Source organism: Roseburia rectibacter, from assembly GCF_014287515.2.
In the GTDB taxonomy this organism is placed as follows: Bacteria; Bacillota; Clostridia; order Lachnospirales; family Lachnospiraceae; genus Roseburia; species Roseburia rectibacter.
On record NZ_CP092473.1, the window covers coordinates 2318007 to 2334628 of the forward strand.

A 16622-nucleotide genomic window follows, 5' to 3' on the forward strand; every position below is an offset into this window, starting at 1 on the left:
ACTATTATTCCTGACAATAGAATGTTCACAGAGCGGACATTCTATTATTTCTCACGCGAGATCAGATAACGCAATAATTCTGTCAGGAATTCATTTTTTACAACAAGTGTTTCCATCTGTGCAATCGCCTGTTCTGAAAGGTCTGCAACGTCCCTTCCTGCTTTCTCGATACCCTCATACGTCACATACGTACTCTTGTGATTTTTTTCATCACTGCCGATCGGTTTTCCAAGTACTTCCATCGTACTTATCACATCAAGAATATCGTCCTGTATCTGAAATGCCAGACCGACTTTAGATGCCACTTCTTCCACGATCTTTTGCTCATTTCCGGTTGCTCCTGCAAGAACGGCTCCGATCATCATAGATGCCTCGATCAGTGCACTCGTCTTGAGACGATAGATAAAATCAAGTTTCTCTTTTGTCATATCGCAGGTGTTTTCCGACTCTACATCCACAGTCTGACCGCCAACCATTCCATAAATTCCCGCTTTTGCAGATAAAATACGGATTGCTTTTCCAATTCCCGGATTCTGTGGTTCGATGTCAAGTGCCTTTGTTGCTGTCTCAAATGCATATGTTAAAAGGGCATCCCCGGCGAGGATCGCCATCGCCTCCCCATACACCACATGTGTTGTCTTCTTGCCGCGGCGGTATTCGTCATTGTCCATCGCCGGCAGATCATCATGCACCAGTGAGTATGTATGTATCATCTCGATCGCTGCCATAAACGGCTCGATCACTTTTGACCTTCCGCCAAACAGCCGGTAAGTCTCTAACATCAGAATCGGCCGTAATCTTTTTCCTCCTGCAAGAAAACTGTAATTCATAGCTTCGATCACCGTTTTCTGATATCCTTCCTCTTTTGGCAGATAGGAACTTATGATCTGTTCTGCCTCATCCGTATGTCTGCCTATTTCCGCTTTGATATCCATATCTGCTCCTCCATATGCACCGTCTGTATTTAAAAATCTTCCAGTTCACCTTTTGCGTTTAAAATCTGCATCTTTTTCTCTACAGTGTCTAACATCACATTACATTCTTTTAATTTCTCCACACCGCTCTGATACAGTAAAAATGACTGTTCCAATGAAATTTCCGGCTGTTCCATCTGTTTTAAAATATCCTCAAGCTCTGCAAAGTTATCTTCGAGTGCAGGCTTGTTTTTTGTCTCATCACTCATGCAAAACCTCCGTTACCTCTGCTTCTAATGCACCTTTTAAAAGACGGATCTTTACGTGATCACCTGTTTTTATACCTTCTGTATCTGTCAGCGTATGCCCATTTTGATCCGTCACATAAGAATATCCCTGTGCAAGTTTTTTGACCGGCGATACGCCTTCTAATCTTTCTGAAAGTAATGCCAGTCTGTGCCTGCGCAGTTCGATCATATGTTCCATACAGTTTCTTAACTGTTCTTCCAGATCCATGGCATATTTTCGTTTTTCACGCAGCTGCCCCTCCGGGCTCAGATAAGAAAGTCTGTCTGATGCATGTTTTAATTCTTTTCGCATCTGCTGCACACGCTGCATATTTAAAAGGAACATTCTGTCTTTTATTTCATCCAGCCTTCCTGCCACTGTTGCATAGTCAAACACCGCAAGTTCTGCAGCCGCTGACGGTGTCGGTGCACGAAGATCTGCCACAAAGTCTGCGATCGTCCAGTCTGTCTCATGACCAACCGCTGAGATAATTGGTGTTTTACACTCAAAGATAGCACGCGCCACTTCTTCCTCATTGAATGCCCACAGATCCTCAATCGAGCCACCGCCCCTGCCGACGATCATAACATCCACACCAAGTGCATCTAAGGCATGGATGCCATTTATAATGCTTTCGGCTGCACCATCTCCCTGCACCAGTGCAGGATATAAAATAAGCTGAACGAACGGGTTGCGCCTCGCAGAAATATTGCGGATATCCTGCACGGCTGCACCGGTCGGTGCTGTCACCACACCGATCTTCATTGCGTATGATGGGATTGGCTGTTTATATTCGGCAGCAAACATTCCCATCTCTTCTAATTCCTGTTTTAATGCTTCAAACTTCTGATAAAGGTTTCCGGCTCCATCCAGTTCGATCTCTCTAGCATAGATCTGATACTTTCCATCGCGTTCATACACTTCCACCGAACCGGTCACTACAACCTGGTCGCCCTCTTTCATCTGAAACTTCAGACCTTTTCTGCTTCCTGCAAACATTACCGCATTCAGTGTTCCAGCTGCGTCCTTGATCGTAAAATAAATGTGCCCGGAGGTATGATATTTGCAATTCGACACCTCACCTTTTACACTAATCCTCTGTAACATAAAATCCTGGGCAAACATATTCTTGATATATGTATTGACCTGCCCTACGGAATATACGTTTTTCATCATACCAGTTTTGCCAGTACACCGTTTACAAATGAAGGTGAATTATCTGTACCATACATTTTTGCAAGTTCCACAGCCTCATTGATCGCAACTTTTGCAGGAACATCTTCCTCATACAGCATCTCATACACAGCAAGACGGATCAGTGTCAGATCTACTTTTCCCATTCTTCCTGTCTTCCAGCCTTCGGAGACCTCATTGATCTTTGCATCGATCTCCCCGATCTTTTCGGAAATCTTTTCTACTTTATCAAAAATATATGTCTTGTCTTTTTCTTTCCAGTCACAGGCATCATCCTCGCACAGCGAAAGCTGCTCTGACATTTCCTCCTGATTATAAAATTCCACACGGAACAGCATTTTAAAAACCTGCTCTCTTATCTCTCTTCTGGTCATATTGTTTTCTTCTGTCATCCTTTCTAATTATAATTTTTACGCATAAGGAAAAAGGATGTCGCTTAAGACACCCTCTTTTCCTTAGAATAGCATTATTTATTATTGCCCATGTCCACGCTTGCGATACGGATGTTCACTACGGATACTTCAAGTCCTGTCATATTTTCAATCGCATTTTTTACTCTGTCCTGTACTTTGGCTGATACTTCCGGAATTGAATAACCATAAGAGATATTCAGCGCAACGTCTACATTGACGGTTCCCTCAAGCACCTCTACGCGAATGCCTTTGGAAAGATTCTTCATGCCAAGCTTACTAACAAGTTCATTTGTAATGTTGCCAGCCATGGAACCTACCCCTTCAACCTCAGTAGCGGCAAGCCCTGCAATGATGGCAACTACCTCATCTGCTATCTTCACTTCTCCCAAATTACCATCCTTTATTTTAAATGTTTTTCTATCCTCACCCATCGCTAATTGCCTCCTAAGTGATATTATGAGTCTATTATAACAGACTATTCTTATTTTGGAAACTAAAATTTGTATAAAACTGTGGAGTGAACTGTGAAGTAGTTTTATCAGCCTCTCCTTCTTTTAAATCAGTTTGATATATGCATCTAGCTGCTCTTCTTCCAATTCAGCCACTAAATCTGTGAATCGTTCAAGTTCTCGGGAGTTTGACACATTGAAATGCAAAAACGTACCGCAAAGCCTTGAAATAGACTTATTTTTTTGTCAAATTTTTATTTTTATTATATAGTAATATTTGGTGATATGTTGTATAATGGTGACAGAGGTGATTATTGTGCGTATAACAACATCAAAATCAAAAAATTCTGAGTCCTTTTACATCACTCAGTCCTATACAAATGCCAATGGGAAAAGTACTTCCAAAACCATCCGAAAATTAGGTACATTAGCTGAATTATCAGCGCAGCTCCACACGGATCGTGACGGAGTTGTTGAATGGGCAAATGAACAGGCTCGTCTTGAAACACTGAAATATAAAAGTGAAAAAGAGGATGCTACTGTCATGATCCCATTTCATTCCAACAGACTCATGGACTATAATAAGCAGAAACTTTTTTCTGGCGGATATCTTTTTCTTCAGTCTATTTACTATGGACTTAAGCTCGATTCTGTCTGCCGAAAAATCAAAAGCCGACATAAATTCGAGTATGATCTTAATGCGATTTTATCTGATTTAATTTATACAAGAGTTCTAGAACCTTCCAGCAAAAGTTCTTCTTTCCGAGCAGCAAAACAGTTCCTTGAGCCTCCCACTTATGAACTTCATGATGTGTACCGAGCTCTTTCTGTTCTTGCTTCTGAAATGGATTTTATTCAATCAGAAGTTTATAAAAATAGCTTTTTTCTCGGTGACAGAATGGATCGGATCCTTTATTATGATTGCACAAACTACTACTTTGAAATCGAACAGGAAAATGGAGATAAAAAATACGGAAAAAGCAAAGAGCACCGTCCGAATTCCATTATTCAAATGGGTCTCTTTACGGATGGTGACGGAATACCTTTGGCTTTCTCACTCTTTCCTGGAAACCAAAATGAGCAGAAATCCTTAAAACCTTTAGAAACAAAGATTCTCCAACAATTCGGCTGTGATAAGTTTATCTATTGCAGTGACGCCGGACTTGCTTCTGAGGATAACCGTGTTCTTAATCACATGGGACAAAGGGCATTTATTGTCACTCAGTCCATCAAAAAGCTGCCTGCTGAAGACCGGGCATGGGCTTTAAAGAAAACTGGCTTTAAACGTCTCTCAGATGATAAACCTGTTGACCTCACAAAACTGACAGATGATGACAAGAACCAGCTTTATTATAAAGACGAACCATTTACAACAAAAAAACTGGATCAAAGATTGATCATAACCTACTCCCCTAAATATGCCGCTTATCAGAAATCCATCCGTGCGGAGCAGATCTGTCGGGCAGAAAAAATGGTTGCAAATGGCTCTCTAAAAAAACAGCGCAAAAATCCAAATGATCCTGCAAGATTTGTAAATAAGGTAGCTGTAACCAACGAAGGAGAAAAAGCTAATATCCACTATTATCTCGATACGGATAAGATTGCTGAAGAAGAAATGTATGACGGGCTTTATGCGGTATGTACAGACCTGCTTGATGATAACGTTGCAGATATCTTAAAAGTCAGTGAAGGAAGATGGCAGATTGAAGACTGTTTCAGAACTATGAAAACAGACTTTGAAGCCAGACCCGTTTACTTAAACCGTGAAGACCGAATTAAGGCTCATTTTCTTACCTGTTTTCTTGCTCTGTTACATTTCCGGTTATTAAACCGCTCCTTGAAAGGGACTTATACCACAGAACAATTACTTCACACTTTAAAAGACATAAAATTTACGGATATAGAAGAACAGGGTTTCATGCCGGTATATGAGCGTCAGGAAATCACTGACGATCTCCATGAAACCTGCGGATTCAGAACGGACTATCAATTCATAACAAAACGGAAAATAAAAGGAATTCAGAAAAAAAGTAAGCAGAGATAAAACATTACTATATTTCGTGTATGCAGATAAAAGTGCCACACCCCTTGTATTTACAGGGATTGTGGCACTTTATTAACTAATCAACTGTCAAAAATGAGATTATAACAGACTATTCTTATTTTGGAAACTAAAATTTGTATAAAACTGTGGAGTGAACTGTGAAGTAGTTTTATCAGCCTCTCCTTCTTTTAAATCAGTTTGATATATGCATCTAGCTGCTCTTCTTCCAATTCAGCCACTAAATCTGTGAATCGTTCAAGTTCTCCCTGTACCGCATAAACTTCTAAAGCGTTATAATAATCCAATCGATTTTCTTTTGCTATAGATACTGGCAAAAACCCTGCCGACATAAGCTGATAATTCATCAATAATCTTGAAGTTCTGCCATTTCCGTCAATAAATGGATGAATACGCACAAATTCCGCATGTGTCCATGCTGCATATTCAACAGGATTCAATGCATTCTTTTTCCATCCTAAATCATCATAAAAATTTTTAATTTGAATAAACATATCATTTCCAACTGCTGGAACGTGACCCGCACCACTGATCCGTACCTCCTGATTCCGGTAAATGCCGCCCACTATAATATTTTCTGTCAAAATTGCATGAATATCCTTTACAATATGCTCATCCAAGACTTTTCCTTCTGCTATACACTTTTTAACATACTGATATGCCTTCTTATGATTGACAACCTCATATATTTCCCGCAGTTCTTTTCCACCTACAGCAATTCCATCTTCTAAGACTACCTTTGTTTCCATCAACGTCAATGTATTTCCTTCTATAGCCGTGGAATTATGCGTAAAAGTCAGTTCAAAGTCCTTTTCATAGGAAGATAATGTGACTGTGTCTATCTTATCTTTTCCCTGACTATATATTTTTTGTTTTTCTAAAATTCTATTCAGATTCATAATAGACCTCTTTGATTTGCGTTCATGCATTTCTCATATATATTATTGTATCGCAAACTAATTTTTACATTTCATCATAGTCATCTCCAAGATTTTTCATTTTTCCAAAAAATAAAACACCTCAATATAATAATTATACCAACGCCCCTGCCTTTTGTAAAATCAAAGTTTCGTATTCAAAAATACTGTTAAATTTTAAAACTCCCTTTTCGGAAATGTGTTCCATATGTTTGCCAAATAATGTAACAGCTCCTTATTTACTCACAAATAAAACAAATCCTATAATTATATGAATCCTGTACAATATATCGCACAAAAAAGGCGGAAAATAAGGCATATCAGATAACCTAATATCTAATATGCCCTAACTGCCTGATTTGTATCATTTTATACAATTTTATAATTTTCTGAAACCCAGGTAAAATCAGCGTGAAGCCAGTATTTCCGCCGTATCAATAAATTCATATGGTGTCGTCTGATACACATAATAAATATCTTATAATATCATATGGTATCTTCTACAATGCCTTATTTTATAATGTTTCTACGCAACCAATCTCCATTTTGCACTATTATACCACCATCACGTCTCCATTTATCGGAATAATCTTTTTCTTTTTCACAACAGATTCATATTGCTCTTCTGCAATATTTTCTCCGTTTTGTGATATCTTGTCAAGTACCTCCGACATCTTTTCCATCTCATTAGAAAGATGTTGTGGCATAACAGCCGTATATAGATCCATCGTCATCTGAAGTGTTGCGTGACCAAGATAAGCTTGTACGGTTTTAGGCTGTATTCCTGCTTCAAAAGCTCTAGTAGCAAATGTATGACGGAAGCAATGGCATGAAAACACTTCCATTTCTTCTATATAATCCCGTGTCAAATTAATCTCATCTACAATCTTTTTGATTGCATCACATACAATTTGCGAATTTAATGGTGTATCATATTTTGTAGTAAATAGTAAATCTTTAAATTGTTCTTCCGGTTGTTTACATTTTGGTGCTTTTGCTTCTACCACATATTTTTGCATGTACTGCTTTTTTAAAGCAATTTCACACTGCCTGTTGATTGGAATATCTCGAATACTCGTATATGTCTTGGGATTACCTAAATGAAACTCTTTCTTAGCGTCCCCTTCAAATTTTTGATATATCAGTGTTCTTGTAACATGAATCAGATTATTTTCCCAATCAATATCCTTCCATCTAAGTGCTGCTAATTCGCCAATTCTCATTCCTGTAGATATAGCTGTCGTAAAGAAATTATCATAAAATGTGCCTTTACAACAATCAAAGAACAATGTTTGTTCTTCTACTGATAACACTCGGATATCCTTTTTCTCATCTCGTTTTATTGACATGCCCTTGGCTGGATTTTTCATGACATATTCATTTATGATCGCTTTATTGAATATATCCACCAATAATATACGAACTTTATTTTTTGTTTCAAATTTGTATCCATTCTTATCAAGTTCTTTTATTATTTTTTTAATATCCATTTGTCTGATATCTTTTAAATAGAAATTACCAATATACGGAGAAATATGTTTATTATAAACCTGATTGTAATGATTTTTCGTATTTTCTCGTATGATATCATATTTATATATATTCATCCACTGCTTATACCAATCATCTAATTTAATATCAGATCGAATATTTAATTCCTTTTCATTTTCATAAAGAGCCTCATTATATCTTTTCTTTACATCTTTTAAATCCATACCTGATATTGATATACGCTTTCCGAATCGATCTACATACCGAGCTTCATACCTACCACCTTTCTTTTGAATAATTCCGTGACCAAGTTCTTTTCCTTTTAAGTCTTTTCCCATATCGTATCCTTTCCAAATGGAGAAAAGAATCTTGTGTATTTTGAAGTATAACACATAAATTTCTTTTCTACAAATAATGCACTCCATCTAAATATTTTTCAAATTCTTTTCTCTTTATCAGATTCTTTGTTTCCACTTTAAATAGGAAAGAACATCCTCTTTCTGAAAGCATTTTTCGTATAGTTGTCTCCCCTATTCCCGAATAAGCCGCGGCTTCCTTAATTGTCAAATTCAATTTATTCCAAAACGGAATCTCCAATCTTTTTTCTTCCGTCATAACATTCCTCCATAACTTTTCCATTAAAAGAGGACTCAGAAAATCTTCCAAGTCCTCATACCAATTATTTATATAACCTCGCATTACCTATACCATTCTTACCAAGTTGTTTGGCAGAAACTGCTTCAGTAATACATTGTGTTGTCTTTCCGTTCTTGCAAATAGCTTCACGCATAACAGACTCAACGCTGTCTGCGAACTCTGCGCTATTTGTTACATCAGGTAATACCAAATCTCCAAAAGTGACCTCAATATTACTTGAATTATTCACACTCTTTGAGAAATCCGGTGTAACCGGCGTGAACTGCCCCGCATACATCTGTGCAGGATTCATCTTTGCAAGTTCCCAAAGATTTTCAGTCATCTCATTTGTGAATACTTTATCGCCAGGATTGAGTTTTGTTAAAACTGCACCGTCAGAAGCACGATAAATCATTTCTCGTTTATCTTCTTGTGTCCATGCTAATTGACTCTTGTCTATGTGTTCAGAACCTTTTTCGTAACCTTTAAGACTCACTAAATCTGTATCAAGTTGTGCCGACTGCTTATCAAGATCAGCTATGAATTGTTGCAACACATCTTTGTTATGAGTTACATCCTGTATCATAGCATTGAGTCCACTCTTTTTCTCGATATAATTATTTTTTAAATCCTGTAGTTTATCTTTATTCTTCGTAGAAGATTTTTCAAACTGGTATTTATTTTCTACAGAATTCAATTCACCGTATAACTGTTTTAACTGACTTTCAAGTTCCTTAATCTGATTTTGAAAAGACTGCCTTTGTTCATTAATTGCTTTTTTCTTTTGTGCGATTTCGTTTTTCTTTTTAGCTATATCAGCCTCTTTCGCAGGATTATAACTGCTAGTATCAGTTTTAGAATTAACCTTATTTTGATCATTAGTCACAGTATTATGAACGTAATCTTTTGCGGCTTGACCACCATCGCCACCATTCGTGGTACTAGAACCAATTTGATCTTTTGTATCATTTGTAAGATTAGAATCTAATCCCTTAATTGTTTCAATAATATCACTGCCAAGAAGAGTTTTAATCTCATCAAGAATATTATTTGTATCATTGAGTTTTTCATTAATGAACTCCTGGTAATCATTCATTAAATCATCAAGCATATCCTCAGTATCAGAAATGAATTTTTCGTATTGTGTATCTTTTAAATCGTTTTTAGCTTCTTCAAGCTGTACTTTTAGTTTCTGAATTTGTGCACGAGATTCCTCAGAATCATTACCATTATAAGCGGTCAACTGCTTCTGTAAAGAAGCAATAGTCTTTGTCTTCTCAGCAATTTCCTTTTGGTACTTATATGCTTCAAGTTCGGAGTCTTTCAGTTTCTTGTATTTATCAATCAACTCGCTCAATGCATCAGTTTGAGCTTCGTAACCCTGTTTTACCAAATCCTGAATTGACTGCAATTCATCCTCAGCAGATTTCTTCGCCTCTCTATGAGCGTCCTGTAAATCACGCAGACGTTGAATAACATTTTCATCAGATGTAGATAATTCACCCTTTTCTATCTGTCTCATAATCTTGTTATATTCACGTTGATACTCATCTGCCTGTGCAAGATAATTATCATAATTTGTTTTATGCAGACCAATAGTAGCTGTGCCATATTTTGTAAAGTTACCAGTGCCTTTATCCGTCATATCTTTATGGCTCATAAGATCAATATAATAATCATTTTCACTGTTGATACGTTTTACAGTTTCCATAGATTTATCAAAAGTATCCCATTTTAATTGACGAAGGGCATTTTGAAATTCAACAATAGACTGAGTTGACTCGTCTATAGCATTAGTTACCTCATTGATTGCACTGACCATTTCAAACCATTCATCACTGCCTTTTTTAATAGAACCACTAATAACAGCATCATTCAAACTCTTCTGAAGTTTTTTTCTTTCTTTAATAAGTTTACTTTTCTCGCCTTTTTCGGCAGAAATAAGAGATTTATAGTAAGCTGCACTTACCTGTTTCCCCTGTTCCTGTGCAAGAGAAATCTTATTATTAAGAGATGTCTTTTTCTGCTCATTACTAGAAATTTTATTCTCATAATCAGAGGAAATATTATCAAACTTTTCTTTTGCAAGAGTAGCCTTATCCTGTTTTGCTGTTTCTTTGTATAAATCAGCAGTAGCTTTGTCGGCTTCTTTCGCATCTAAATAAGCGTTATACTGCACACATGCGTTATACAGCTTACCATTATCATTCAGCTTGGATGCTTTATTTAATAAAGACTGTGAGATACGTTTACCAGATTTTGCAGCTTTCTTAATAGAAGCAAGGATCTTTTTATTCTCTTTGGTAGATTTGAATTTACTAATTGTCTTCTTTGCAGATTTAAGATTTTTGTTATCAGTAGAAACAGCAGTATTATAAGCCTTCTGTGTCTTATTGATATTAGAGATCTTTTTGTCAATCAGTTTATTTTTAGATTTTGCAGACGTAGCATTGTCAATTTTAGCATCATATAATTCATCTTGTGAATCATATTTTTCTGTCTTTTTATCAGCAGTCGCTTTTGCCAACACAGCGGCGGCAGTAGCATTTTCCTGCATTTGCTGTTTTAAATCAATCAGAGAAGCTTTGTTCGAATCAATACGCTCATTATACTCATACCAAGCTTCAGAACCTTTTGCCACTGTTTTCTGTAACAATTTTAACTGCTCATCTTGCTTGATAATAAAGTCAATCTGCTTTTGGATATTTTTGTTCATACTATCATAATTCTTAGTATTTGCAGAAAATCCCCATGACTCTTTTAAAGAGATCCATTTCTCTGTTCGGTCGTTTACATTTTCGATTTTAGTAGCAAGTTTTTCATACTGAGTAATCAGCAATTCGATGCTTGCCTGAGTCAATTCAAGCTGTTTATCTTTTAACTCGTCAATCTTATCCAAACAATCCTGTGCCTTATCATACCAACTCTGATAATCCTTTATCTGTTGTTTTACTGTATCATCAGTATAATCCCAGATATTAGAAGCACCACCACGTACAGCAGAAGCAATATCTTCATTAAGACCAACTTCATTTGCTTTCTGCATATATTTGTTGTAATCATCTGTGAGAAGTTCAATGCCAAATGTTGTAGCGTTTAAAGCCTCTTTATATGCATTTAAGCGAGAAGTGAATGAGGAAGAAGTTTTACCTACTTTGTCTTCTAACTTGGAAAGTGCTTTATCAAAACGATTGATGCCATTTTCGATAAAATCAAACGTTTCTGCAACAGCTTCTTTTACATCTTTTGCAGCATCCTTGGCTGCTTTTGCAGCATCATTGACCGCTTTACTTGTAGCAGAGCCACCAGAATAATTAGCATAAAAATTGGATGCGTCAAGATTGTATGCACCATTTTTTATATCGTCTAATGTCTTTGCAAGTGTATCCGTAGCATCCTGTACAGCATCTTTCGCCTTCTGTGCCTGTTGCTGTTTTGCAAACTGGTCAATCTTAGAATTCCCGCTAGAAGGTGTATTTAATTTGGCTGGGTTCATAAGATTAAGGCTATTCATTCCACCGCCAGAGTTTGCCCATTTATCAATCTTCGCATTACTAAGAGAAGCTAACGCAGTTTTTAATGCTGCAATCTGAGCTGCACTTGCACCTGCCGCATTTGCGATAGCAATAATGTTATCTACATCGGCTTTTGTGTCCAGCTTAATATTATTAACATCAATTTTTGACAGTGCTAAATTAGCAAGATACTGTTGTGTCTCCTGAGAAGCATCCCCTTCAGCAATTAATGCAGATATTTCTTCCCATGTTGCATTCGCAAGATCAATACATCCATTAGCTGTAGCATATTTCTGTGCTGCTAAACGAGCCTCGACCATTTCTTCTGCATTGGCTACGCCCATTCCCTGTAATCTTGTTGCAATGAGATTTTTGTTGCTCTCATTCAAATTATCAAGAATACCAGACGCTTTGATATACTCTGTACATAAAGTATCTAATGCCTGCTGTGCTGACTGGATAGAAGTAGCATCAGATAAGGATTTCATTGCTTCATCAACAGTAGATGTATCTATGTTTTTACCAGCTTCTTCTAATTTACCAAATGCTTCAATCAATCCGTCTAAAGATGATAAATCTACATTACCATCCGAAACAATATTTGCCATTGCTTCATCAAGATCTGATAAATCATCTTGTAAATCAGAAAGTTCTGTAATAGTATCTGAAAAAGAAGTTGTTTCAATGCCATCACCACTATTTGCAACAGACGCTTGTGCATTTTTTACTTCCTGTAAAGCAATATCATAATCATTTGCGGCTAAAGCAGCTTTGCCCAGTCCTTCTTTCTGCTTTTCAAGAGCTTCTTTGAAATCATCACTGTTAGCTAATTCTTTTTCGTCATCGGATAATTTGCTATACCAATTATGATATGTGTTGGTGTCCGTATCACTTGGAATAGCCGGGATGTCTCTCATTAAACCAATGTAATAATCAGCAATTTTGACAACATCTTGATACTGTGCAATCCAACTCTGAATTGTTTCTTTGTCTTTATCTGTCAGATTAGGATTGTCTAAATCCTGTGTCATTTCATCAATAGCTGTCTCAGCTTCATATTTGGCTTCTTTGTAATTCTGATATTCTTCCTGAAGCTGTGGAATTAGTTTTTCAAGGTTATCCTCTTCTTGACTTTTCAATTCATCAGCCCATATATATCCCTGTTCATCTGAACTATGTCTGTTCATCTGTTCGACATAACTTTGTATCTTTTCTTGAGCTGCCTTGTATTCGTCAATCTTTGATCCAATGTCAATGACGTTCTGCTCATCATGGTCGATTCCATATGCTAAAGAAGTGACATCTACTTTGCTCATTCCATCGAGATATTTTTCACGGAAATCACTATATTTTGCATTCTGGTTATCTTCATCAAAATAATCTGTAAAATTACTACCGTATTTTTCTCTGATAAGACGGGCTTCTTCCAGTTCTTTTAACTCTTTTTCACGTTCAATACGATCTTCAAGATACTGTAATCGTGCTTGTTCTGTGTCGGTCAGATTTTCCGATCCTGTTTCTTTTAATGATTTATACTCAGATTCTAATGTGGAAATTGAATCAGATAATTCGTCAATCCTGTCCTTTACGTCCTCTATAGACTGTTTGTACTTCTGCCATGCTGCTACACCAATCGTAATTGCCGTTACAGCAATCATAAACGGATTGGCTTTAATCATCATTGTAAGACCTTTAAAAGCATTGCTTGCAGATGTTGTTGATGCAGTAAGACCATTGTTTGCGGCAGTCATCTTCCAAGCCTGCAATGCAGCAACCGATTCTTCTTCACTGAGTCCTGAAACCATCAAAAGTTGTTTCTTCTGTGCCATCGTGAGTGAATTAGTCGATAAAACCTGCTTCATCTGACTCTTTGATAATCCTTCAGAAAGTAACAATAATTTATCAAACTGTGCCGTGGAAATATTAGTACTTTTTACAATATCCATTGCATTTTTGAATTTATTCAATTCAACGTATGCTTCCATTGCACCAGTCTTAATTGTCATAAATGCTTTGATTCCACCAAAAGTTGCTAATCCTGTAAGTGCACCTTTGAGAAGATTTGTTTCGTCAACAAACTTAACAAGTGCTGTTGTTGCATCCAAAATATCACCATAAACATTACCCATATCAGAGTTCATAATCATGGATTCAAAAGTTGCCTGTAAAGTATTCTGCTTGGCTTCCAGACTGTTCTGATAGCTATTATTAAACTTCTCAACTGCTGTTCCAGCACTATTGGCTGCAACCTCTGTAAGTTCTAATGTTTTGTTATAACCTTCCATGAGTGCTATAAAACGGTTCTGCTGTCTTGAGCCACTAAATGCTTTTGCAATAGCAGCCTGTTGTACACCAGAGTAATTATTCCAACTCTTAGCAACTTCATCAATGACCGTTTCAAAATCTCTAAACTCCTGATTTGTCTCACGCAATTTGATCCCAACAGAATCTAAAATCGTTTCGACATCAGATAAATCTTGTCCATCATCATCTACGAACTGTCCTGCTTTTACATTCCGGTATCTTGATAACAGGGTATTCATAAATGTACCGACTGTTTCTGCTGACTGCTGTGTTTTATCCTGAACTGTTCCTATCATCGCAGCCAACTTATTAAATGAAACACCCGCCACGTCTGCACTTGAAGCACAATACTTTAATGCGGTTGCTATATCTCCACTGCTTGTTGCCGCTGCCATATCAATAGCAACCATTGAATCTAATGCCTTATTTACTTCCTCGACAGACATATTAAAACCATTCATGGTCGCTAATAAATCCTCTGTGGCTGCACCAGAATCTATTTGTCCAAGTTTTGATAGCATAATAGAGTCCTGAATAAGTTTATTTGCTTCGCTCATACTTTTACCGGCACGCAAATAATCATCCGCAGCAGATGAAATATGTGTAGTTGTACTCGACAACTGCTTTGCCATGTTATTATATTGTCCCAGAAGATCATATGTAGATTTTCTACTCATATTTGTGGCAACCGATAAATCAGTCACACTCTTATCCAGTTCTTTTATACTCTGTTTTGCATTTTTCGATGCAAGATTAATACTCCTTAAAACAGCCAAATACCCTGTCATTGCCAATTTTCCACCAGAAAACGTATCACTGATGGTATTTTTTAATTTGCCAAATACTGTGTTTGTATTCTTTGCAGAAGTACTAAGACGATTCATCCCCTTTGTGGTCTGATTTATACCGTCTGCATTGACATCCATGTCAACCTTATATTTTCCTTCTTGTAAATTCTTTAGTTTTTTCTTTGCTTCTTCATCACGCAAATTTACATCTATATTTATTTTCTTTGCCATTTGTTCATCCTTTCTCCTAGCTAACATCATATCCACGTCTTTTCATACCTTTTTCTAATACCCGATCCACTCTGTCGGTTTTATCAATTTCTTCTTGTGTGTTATCCAAAAATGGACGTGGTTGTATAAAATTTCCTGTAAAATCATAGTAAAGATGACTCATTCCTCCATCACCTTCATTAATCAAACCTGCTAATCCATAACCGTGATTATATGTGCCATAACCATCATTAAACCGAGTCACGTTATCAACTTCTAAATGCATATCTTTTACATATCCAACAATATTTCTAATGTCATCTATACCGCCGGTACTTCTACGCTCATAAATCTTCGGACTGTATGTACTCAAAACATCCCTGTATACATGTTCCATTTCAATATCACGGACTTCCTCAAATACTTCCTTTGACAATGTATCTTCTATATCAGACCGCATATCCTTTAGTAACTTATCTATATCATCATAGGTATTTTTCATGACTCGACCTCGTATTTATGGTTACAACCTATTCCAAGTCGAACCATCTTGTCAAAGTATCTGCTCACTCCTATCAGATTGTCGATTGCTTTTAATGTCGCATCTGAATTTACAACTCTTTTAAAATCTACTGCTAAAATCTCACAACATTTTTTCTGGAAATCTGCATTATTCAAAAGATTAAGCACCACTGCTTTCTTCTCATCTTCTTCCAAGCTATCGTAATTCTCCGAAATAGTGTCCACGTTAATTCCGGCAGCTACAATATAGCTTCCAGATTCTAAACACTCTTTCAAATCCACTAAATACGCCTGCAAAAGCTGATAATATGCAATATATGTATCTATACTTTTCATTGTCTTTTCAAACGTTTTATCAGAGTTCATCATACTAAGTACATGCCGCATATCAACGGCTTGCATTAAAAATGTTTTCTTTTCGTCATCCAGACTACTAACTGCCTGTAATAAATCATCATATGTATATTTAATTTCTTCCATCTAATATCCTTCCCAAGGACTTCTATATCCTTGTATGTCTTATAAATTTCCTGCATTTTTTAATCATAATTTGTACTGTCATCGTTTACAGCACGCAAATAAACCGTTGTATAGATTACCGCCACAACAGTATAAATAGAATCCTCGTAATAGATTTTGCCACCAATATTTAATTTTATAGATTTTTTCTCGTGGAATTTTCGATTGAATAATCAGAATTATTGGCATTGCGCCATAGAATAATTTTATGAATTTGTAAGATAGTCTTCCAGCTTTGAGAATAATGCCGGATATAAATTGATTTTTCCTAATTTGAATCTTGAAAGTACATCTTTGTCAATACCTGTTACATTGGCAATGTAAATCTGCTTTTCCTTCGTAAGTACGTAATCATCTGTACCTTGCCTTTAAAAAAAACATGCCGCCCATCAGGGCGGCA

General features: G+C 36.7%; 12 protein-coding genes. 1 reads left to right on the plus strand and 11 read right to left on the minus strand.

The features are described from left to right. Positions 1 to 44 precede the first annotated feature (44 nt). The 5 genes from H8S51_RS10955 to H8S51_RS10975 form a co-directional block, all read right to left on the minus strand. Positions 45 to 935, minus strand: a complete 891-nt coding sequence (locus tag H8S51_RS10955; RefSeq protein WP_186898696.1) for a polyprenyl synthetase family protein — start codon at positions 933 to 935, stop codon at positions 45 to 47. Between the two features lie 29 nt (positions 936 to 964). Then, the gene (xseB, locus tag H8S51_RS10960; RefSeq protein WP_006857649.1) at positions 965 to 1183 is read right to left on the minus strand and encodes an exodeoxyribonuclease VII small subunit; all 219 of its coding nucleotides are present in this window, start codon (positions 1181 to 1183) and stop codon (positions 965 to 967) included. Beyond that, positions 1176 to 2375 (minus strand): exodeoxyribonuclease VII large subunit, encoded by a 1200-nt coding sequence (gene xseA, locus H8S51_RS10965; RefSeq protein WP_408639579.1) that lies wholly within the window; start codon positions 2373 to 2375, stop codon positions 1176 to 1178. The genes xseB and xseA overlap by 8 nt, the downstream gene beginning before the upstream one ends. Then, positions 2375 to 2770: a transcription antitermination factor NusB gene (gene nusB / locus H8S51_RS10970; protein WP_186898694.1), complete on the minus strand. Its 396-nt coding sequence runs from the start codon at positions 2768 to 2770 to the stop codon at positions 2375 to 2377. Before nusB ends, xseA begins: the two co-directional genes overlap by 1 nt. 92 nt (positions 2771 to 2862) lie before the next feature. Then, entirely contained in the window at positions 2863 to 3240 is a 378-nt protein-coding gene (locus H8S51_RS10975; protein WP_006857647.1) for an Asp23/Gls24 family envelope stress response protein, read from the minus strand. A 334-nt stretch (positions 3241 to 3574) separates the two neighbouring features. On the opposite strand from H8S51_RS10975, the gene H8S51_RS10980 reads away from it, so the two are divergent. Next, positions 3575 to 5302 (plus strand): IS1634 family transposase, encoded by a 1728-nt coding sequence (locus H8S51_RS10980; RefSeq protein WP_241070684.1) that lies wholly within the window; start codon positions 3575 to 3577, stop codon positions 5300 to 5302. 188 nt (positions 5303 to 5490) lie between these two features. Here the strand turns inward: H8S51_RS10980 and H8S51_RS10985 are convergent, their stop codons facing one another. The 6 genes from H8S51_RS10985 to H8S51_RS11010 all read right to left on the minus strand — a co-directional run bounded on the left by H8S51_RS10985 (position 5491) and on the right by H8S51_RS11010 (position 16183). Next, positions 5491 to 6219 carry a Fic family protein gene (locus H8S51_RS10985; protein WP_186900610.1) on the minus strand — a complete coding sequence of 243 codons (729 nt, stop codon included), beginning with the start codon at positions 6217 to 6219 and terminating at the stop codon, positions 5491 to 5493. A 572-nt stretch (positions 6220 to 6791) separates the two neighbouring features. Continuing rightward, entirely contained in the window at positions 6792 to 8066 is a 1275-nt protein-coding gene (locus tag H8S51_RS10990) for a tyrosine-type recombinase/integrase (RefSeq protein WP_182437041.1), read from the minus strand. 67 nt (positions 8067 to 8133) lie between these two features. Continuing rightward, on the minus strand, positions 8134 to 8343 hold the full coding sequence (locus tag H8S51_RS10995; RefSeq protein WP_186900611.1) for an excisionase: 210 nt from the start codon (positions 8341 to 8343) through the stop codon (positions 8134 to 8136). A gap of 64 nt (positions 8344 to 8407) precedes the next feature. Then, positions 8408 to 15202: a phage tail tape measure protein gene (locus H8S51_RS11000; RefSeq protein WP_186900612.1), complete on the minus strand. Its 6795-nt coding sequence runs from the start codon at positions 15200 to 15202 to the stop codon at positions 8408 to 8410. 16 nt (positions 15203 to 15218) lie between these two features. Beyond that, entirely contained in the window at positions 15219 to 15683 is a 465-nt protein-coding gene (locus H8S51_RS11005) for a hypothetical protein (protein ID WP_186900613.1), read from the minus strand. Further along, on the minus strand, positions 15680 to 16183 hold the full coding sequence (locus H8S51_RS11010; protein WP_186900614.1) for a hypothetical protein: 504 nt from the start codon (positions 16181 to 16183) through the stop codon (positions 15680 to 15682). Before H8S51_RS11010 ends, H8S51_RS11005 begins: the two co-directional genes overlap by 4 nt. Positions 16184 to 16622: the final 439 nt, after the last annotated feature.

What these genes read in the sequence shown, in the direction of transcription:
- H8S51_RS10990 (WP_182437041.1), bottom strand. Translation starts at nt 8,066, where the DNA reads ATGGGAAAAGACTTAAAAGGAAAAGAACTTGGTCACGGAATTATTCAA.
- H8S51_RS10995 (WP_186900611.1), bottom strand. Translation starts at nt 8,343, where the DNA reads ATGACGGAAGAAAAAAGATTGGAGATTCCGTTTTGGAATAAATTGAAT.
- H8S51_RS11000 (WP_186900612.1), bottom strand. Translation starts at nt 15,202, where the DNA reads ATGGCAAAGAAAATAAATATAGATGTAAATTTGCGTGATGAAGAAGCA.
- H8S51_RS10985 (WP_186900610.1), bottom strand. Translation starts at nt 6,219, where the DNA reads ATGAATCTGAATAGAATTTTAGAAAAACAAAAAATATATAGTCAGGGA.
- H8S51_RS10975 (WP_006857647.1), bottom strand. Translation starts at nt 3,240, where the DNA reads ATGGGTGAGGATAGAAAAACATTTAAAATAAAGGATGGTAATTTGGGA.
- nusB (WP_186898694.1), bottom strand. Translation starts at nt 2,770, where the DNA reads ATGACCAGAAGAGAGATAAGAGAGCAGGTTTTTAAAATGCTGTTCCGT.
- xseB (WP_006857649.1), bottom strand. Translation starts at nt 1,183, where the DNA reads ATGAGTGATGAGACAAAAAACAAGCCTGCACTCGAAGATAACTTTGCA.
- xseA (WP_408639579.1), bottom strand. Translation starts at nt 2,375, where the DNA reads ATGAAAAACGTATATTCCGTAGGGCAGGTCAATACATATATCAAGAAT.
- H8S51_RS10955 (WP_186898696.1), bottom strand. Translation starts at nt 935, where the DNA reads ATGGATATCAAAGCGGAAATAGGCAGACATACGGATGAGGCAGAACAG.
- H8S51_RS11010 (WP_186900614.1), bottom strand. Translation starts at nt 16,183, where the DNA reads ATGGAAGAAATTAAATATACATATGATGATTTATTACAGGCAGTTAGT.
- H8S51_RS11005 (WP_186900613.1), bottom strand. Translation starts at nt 15,683, where the DNA reads ATGAAAAATACCTATGATGATATAGATAAGTTACTAAAGGATATGCGG.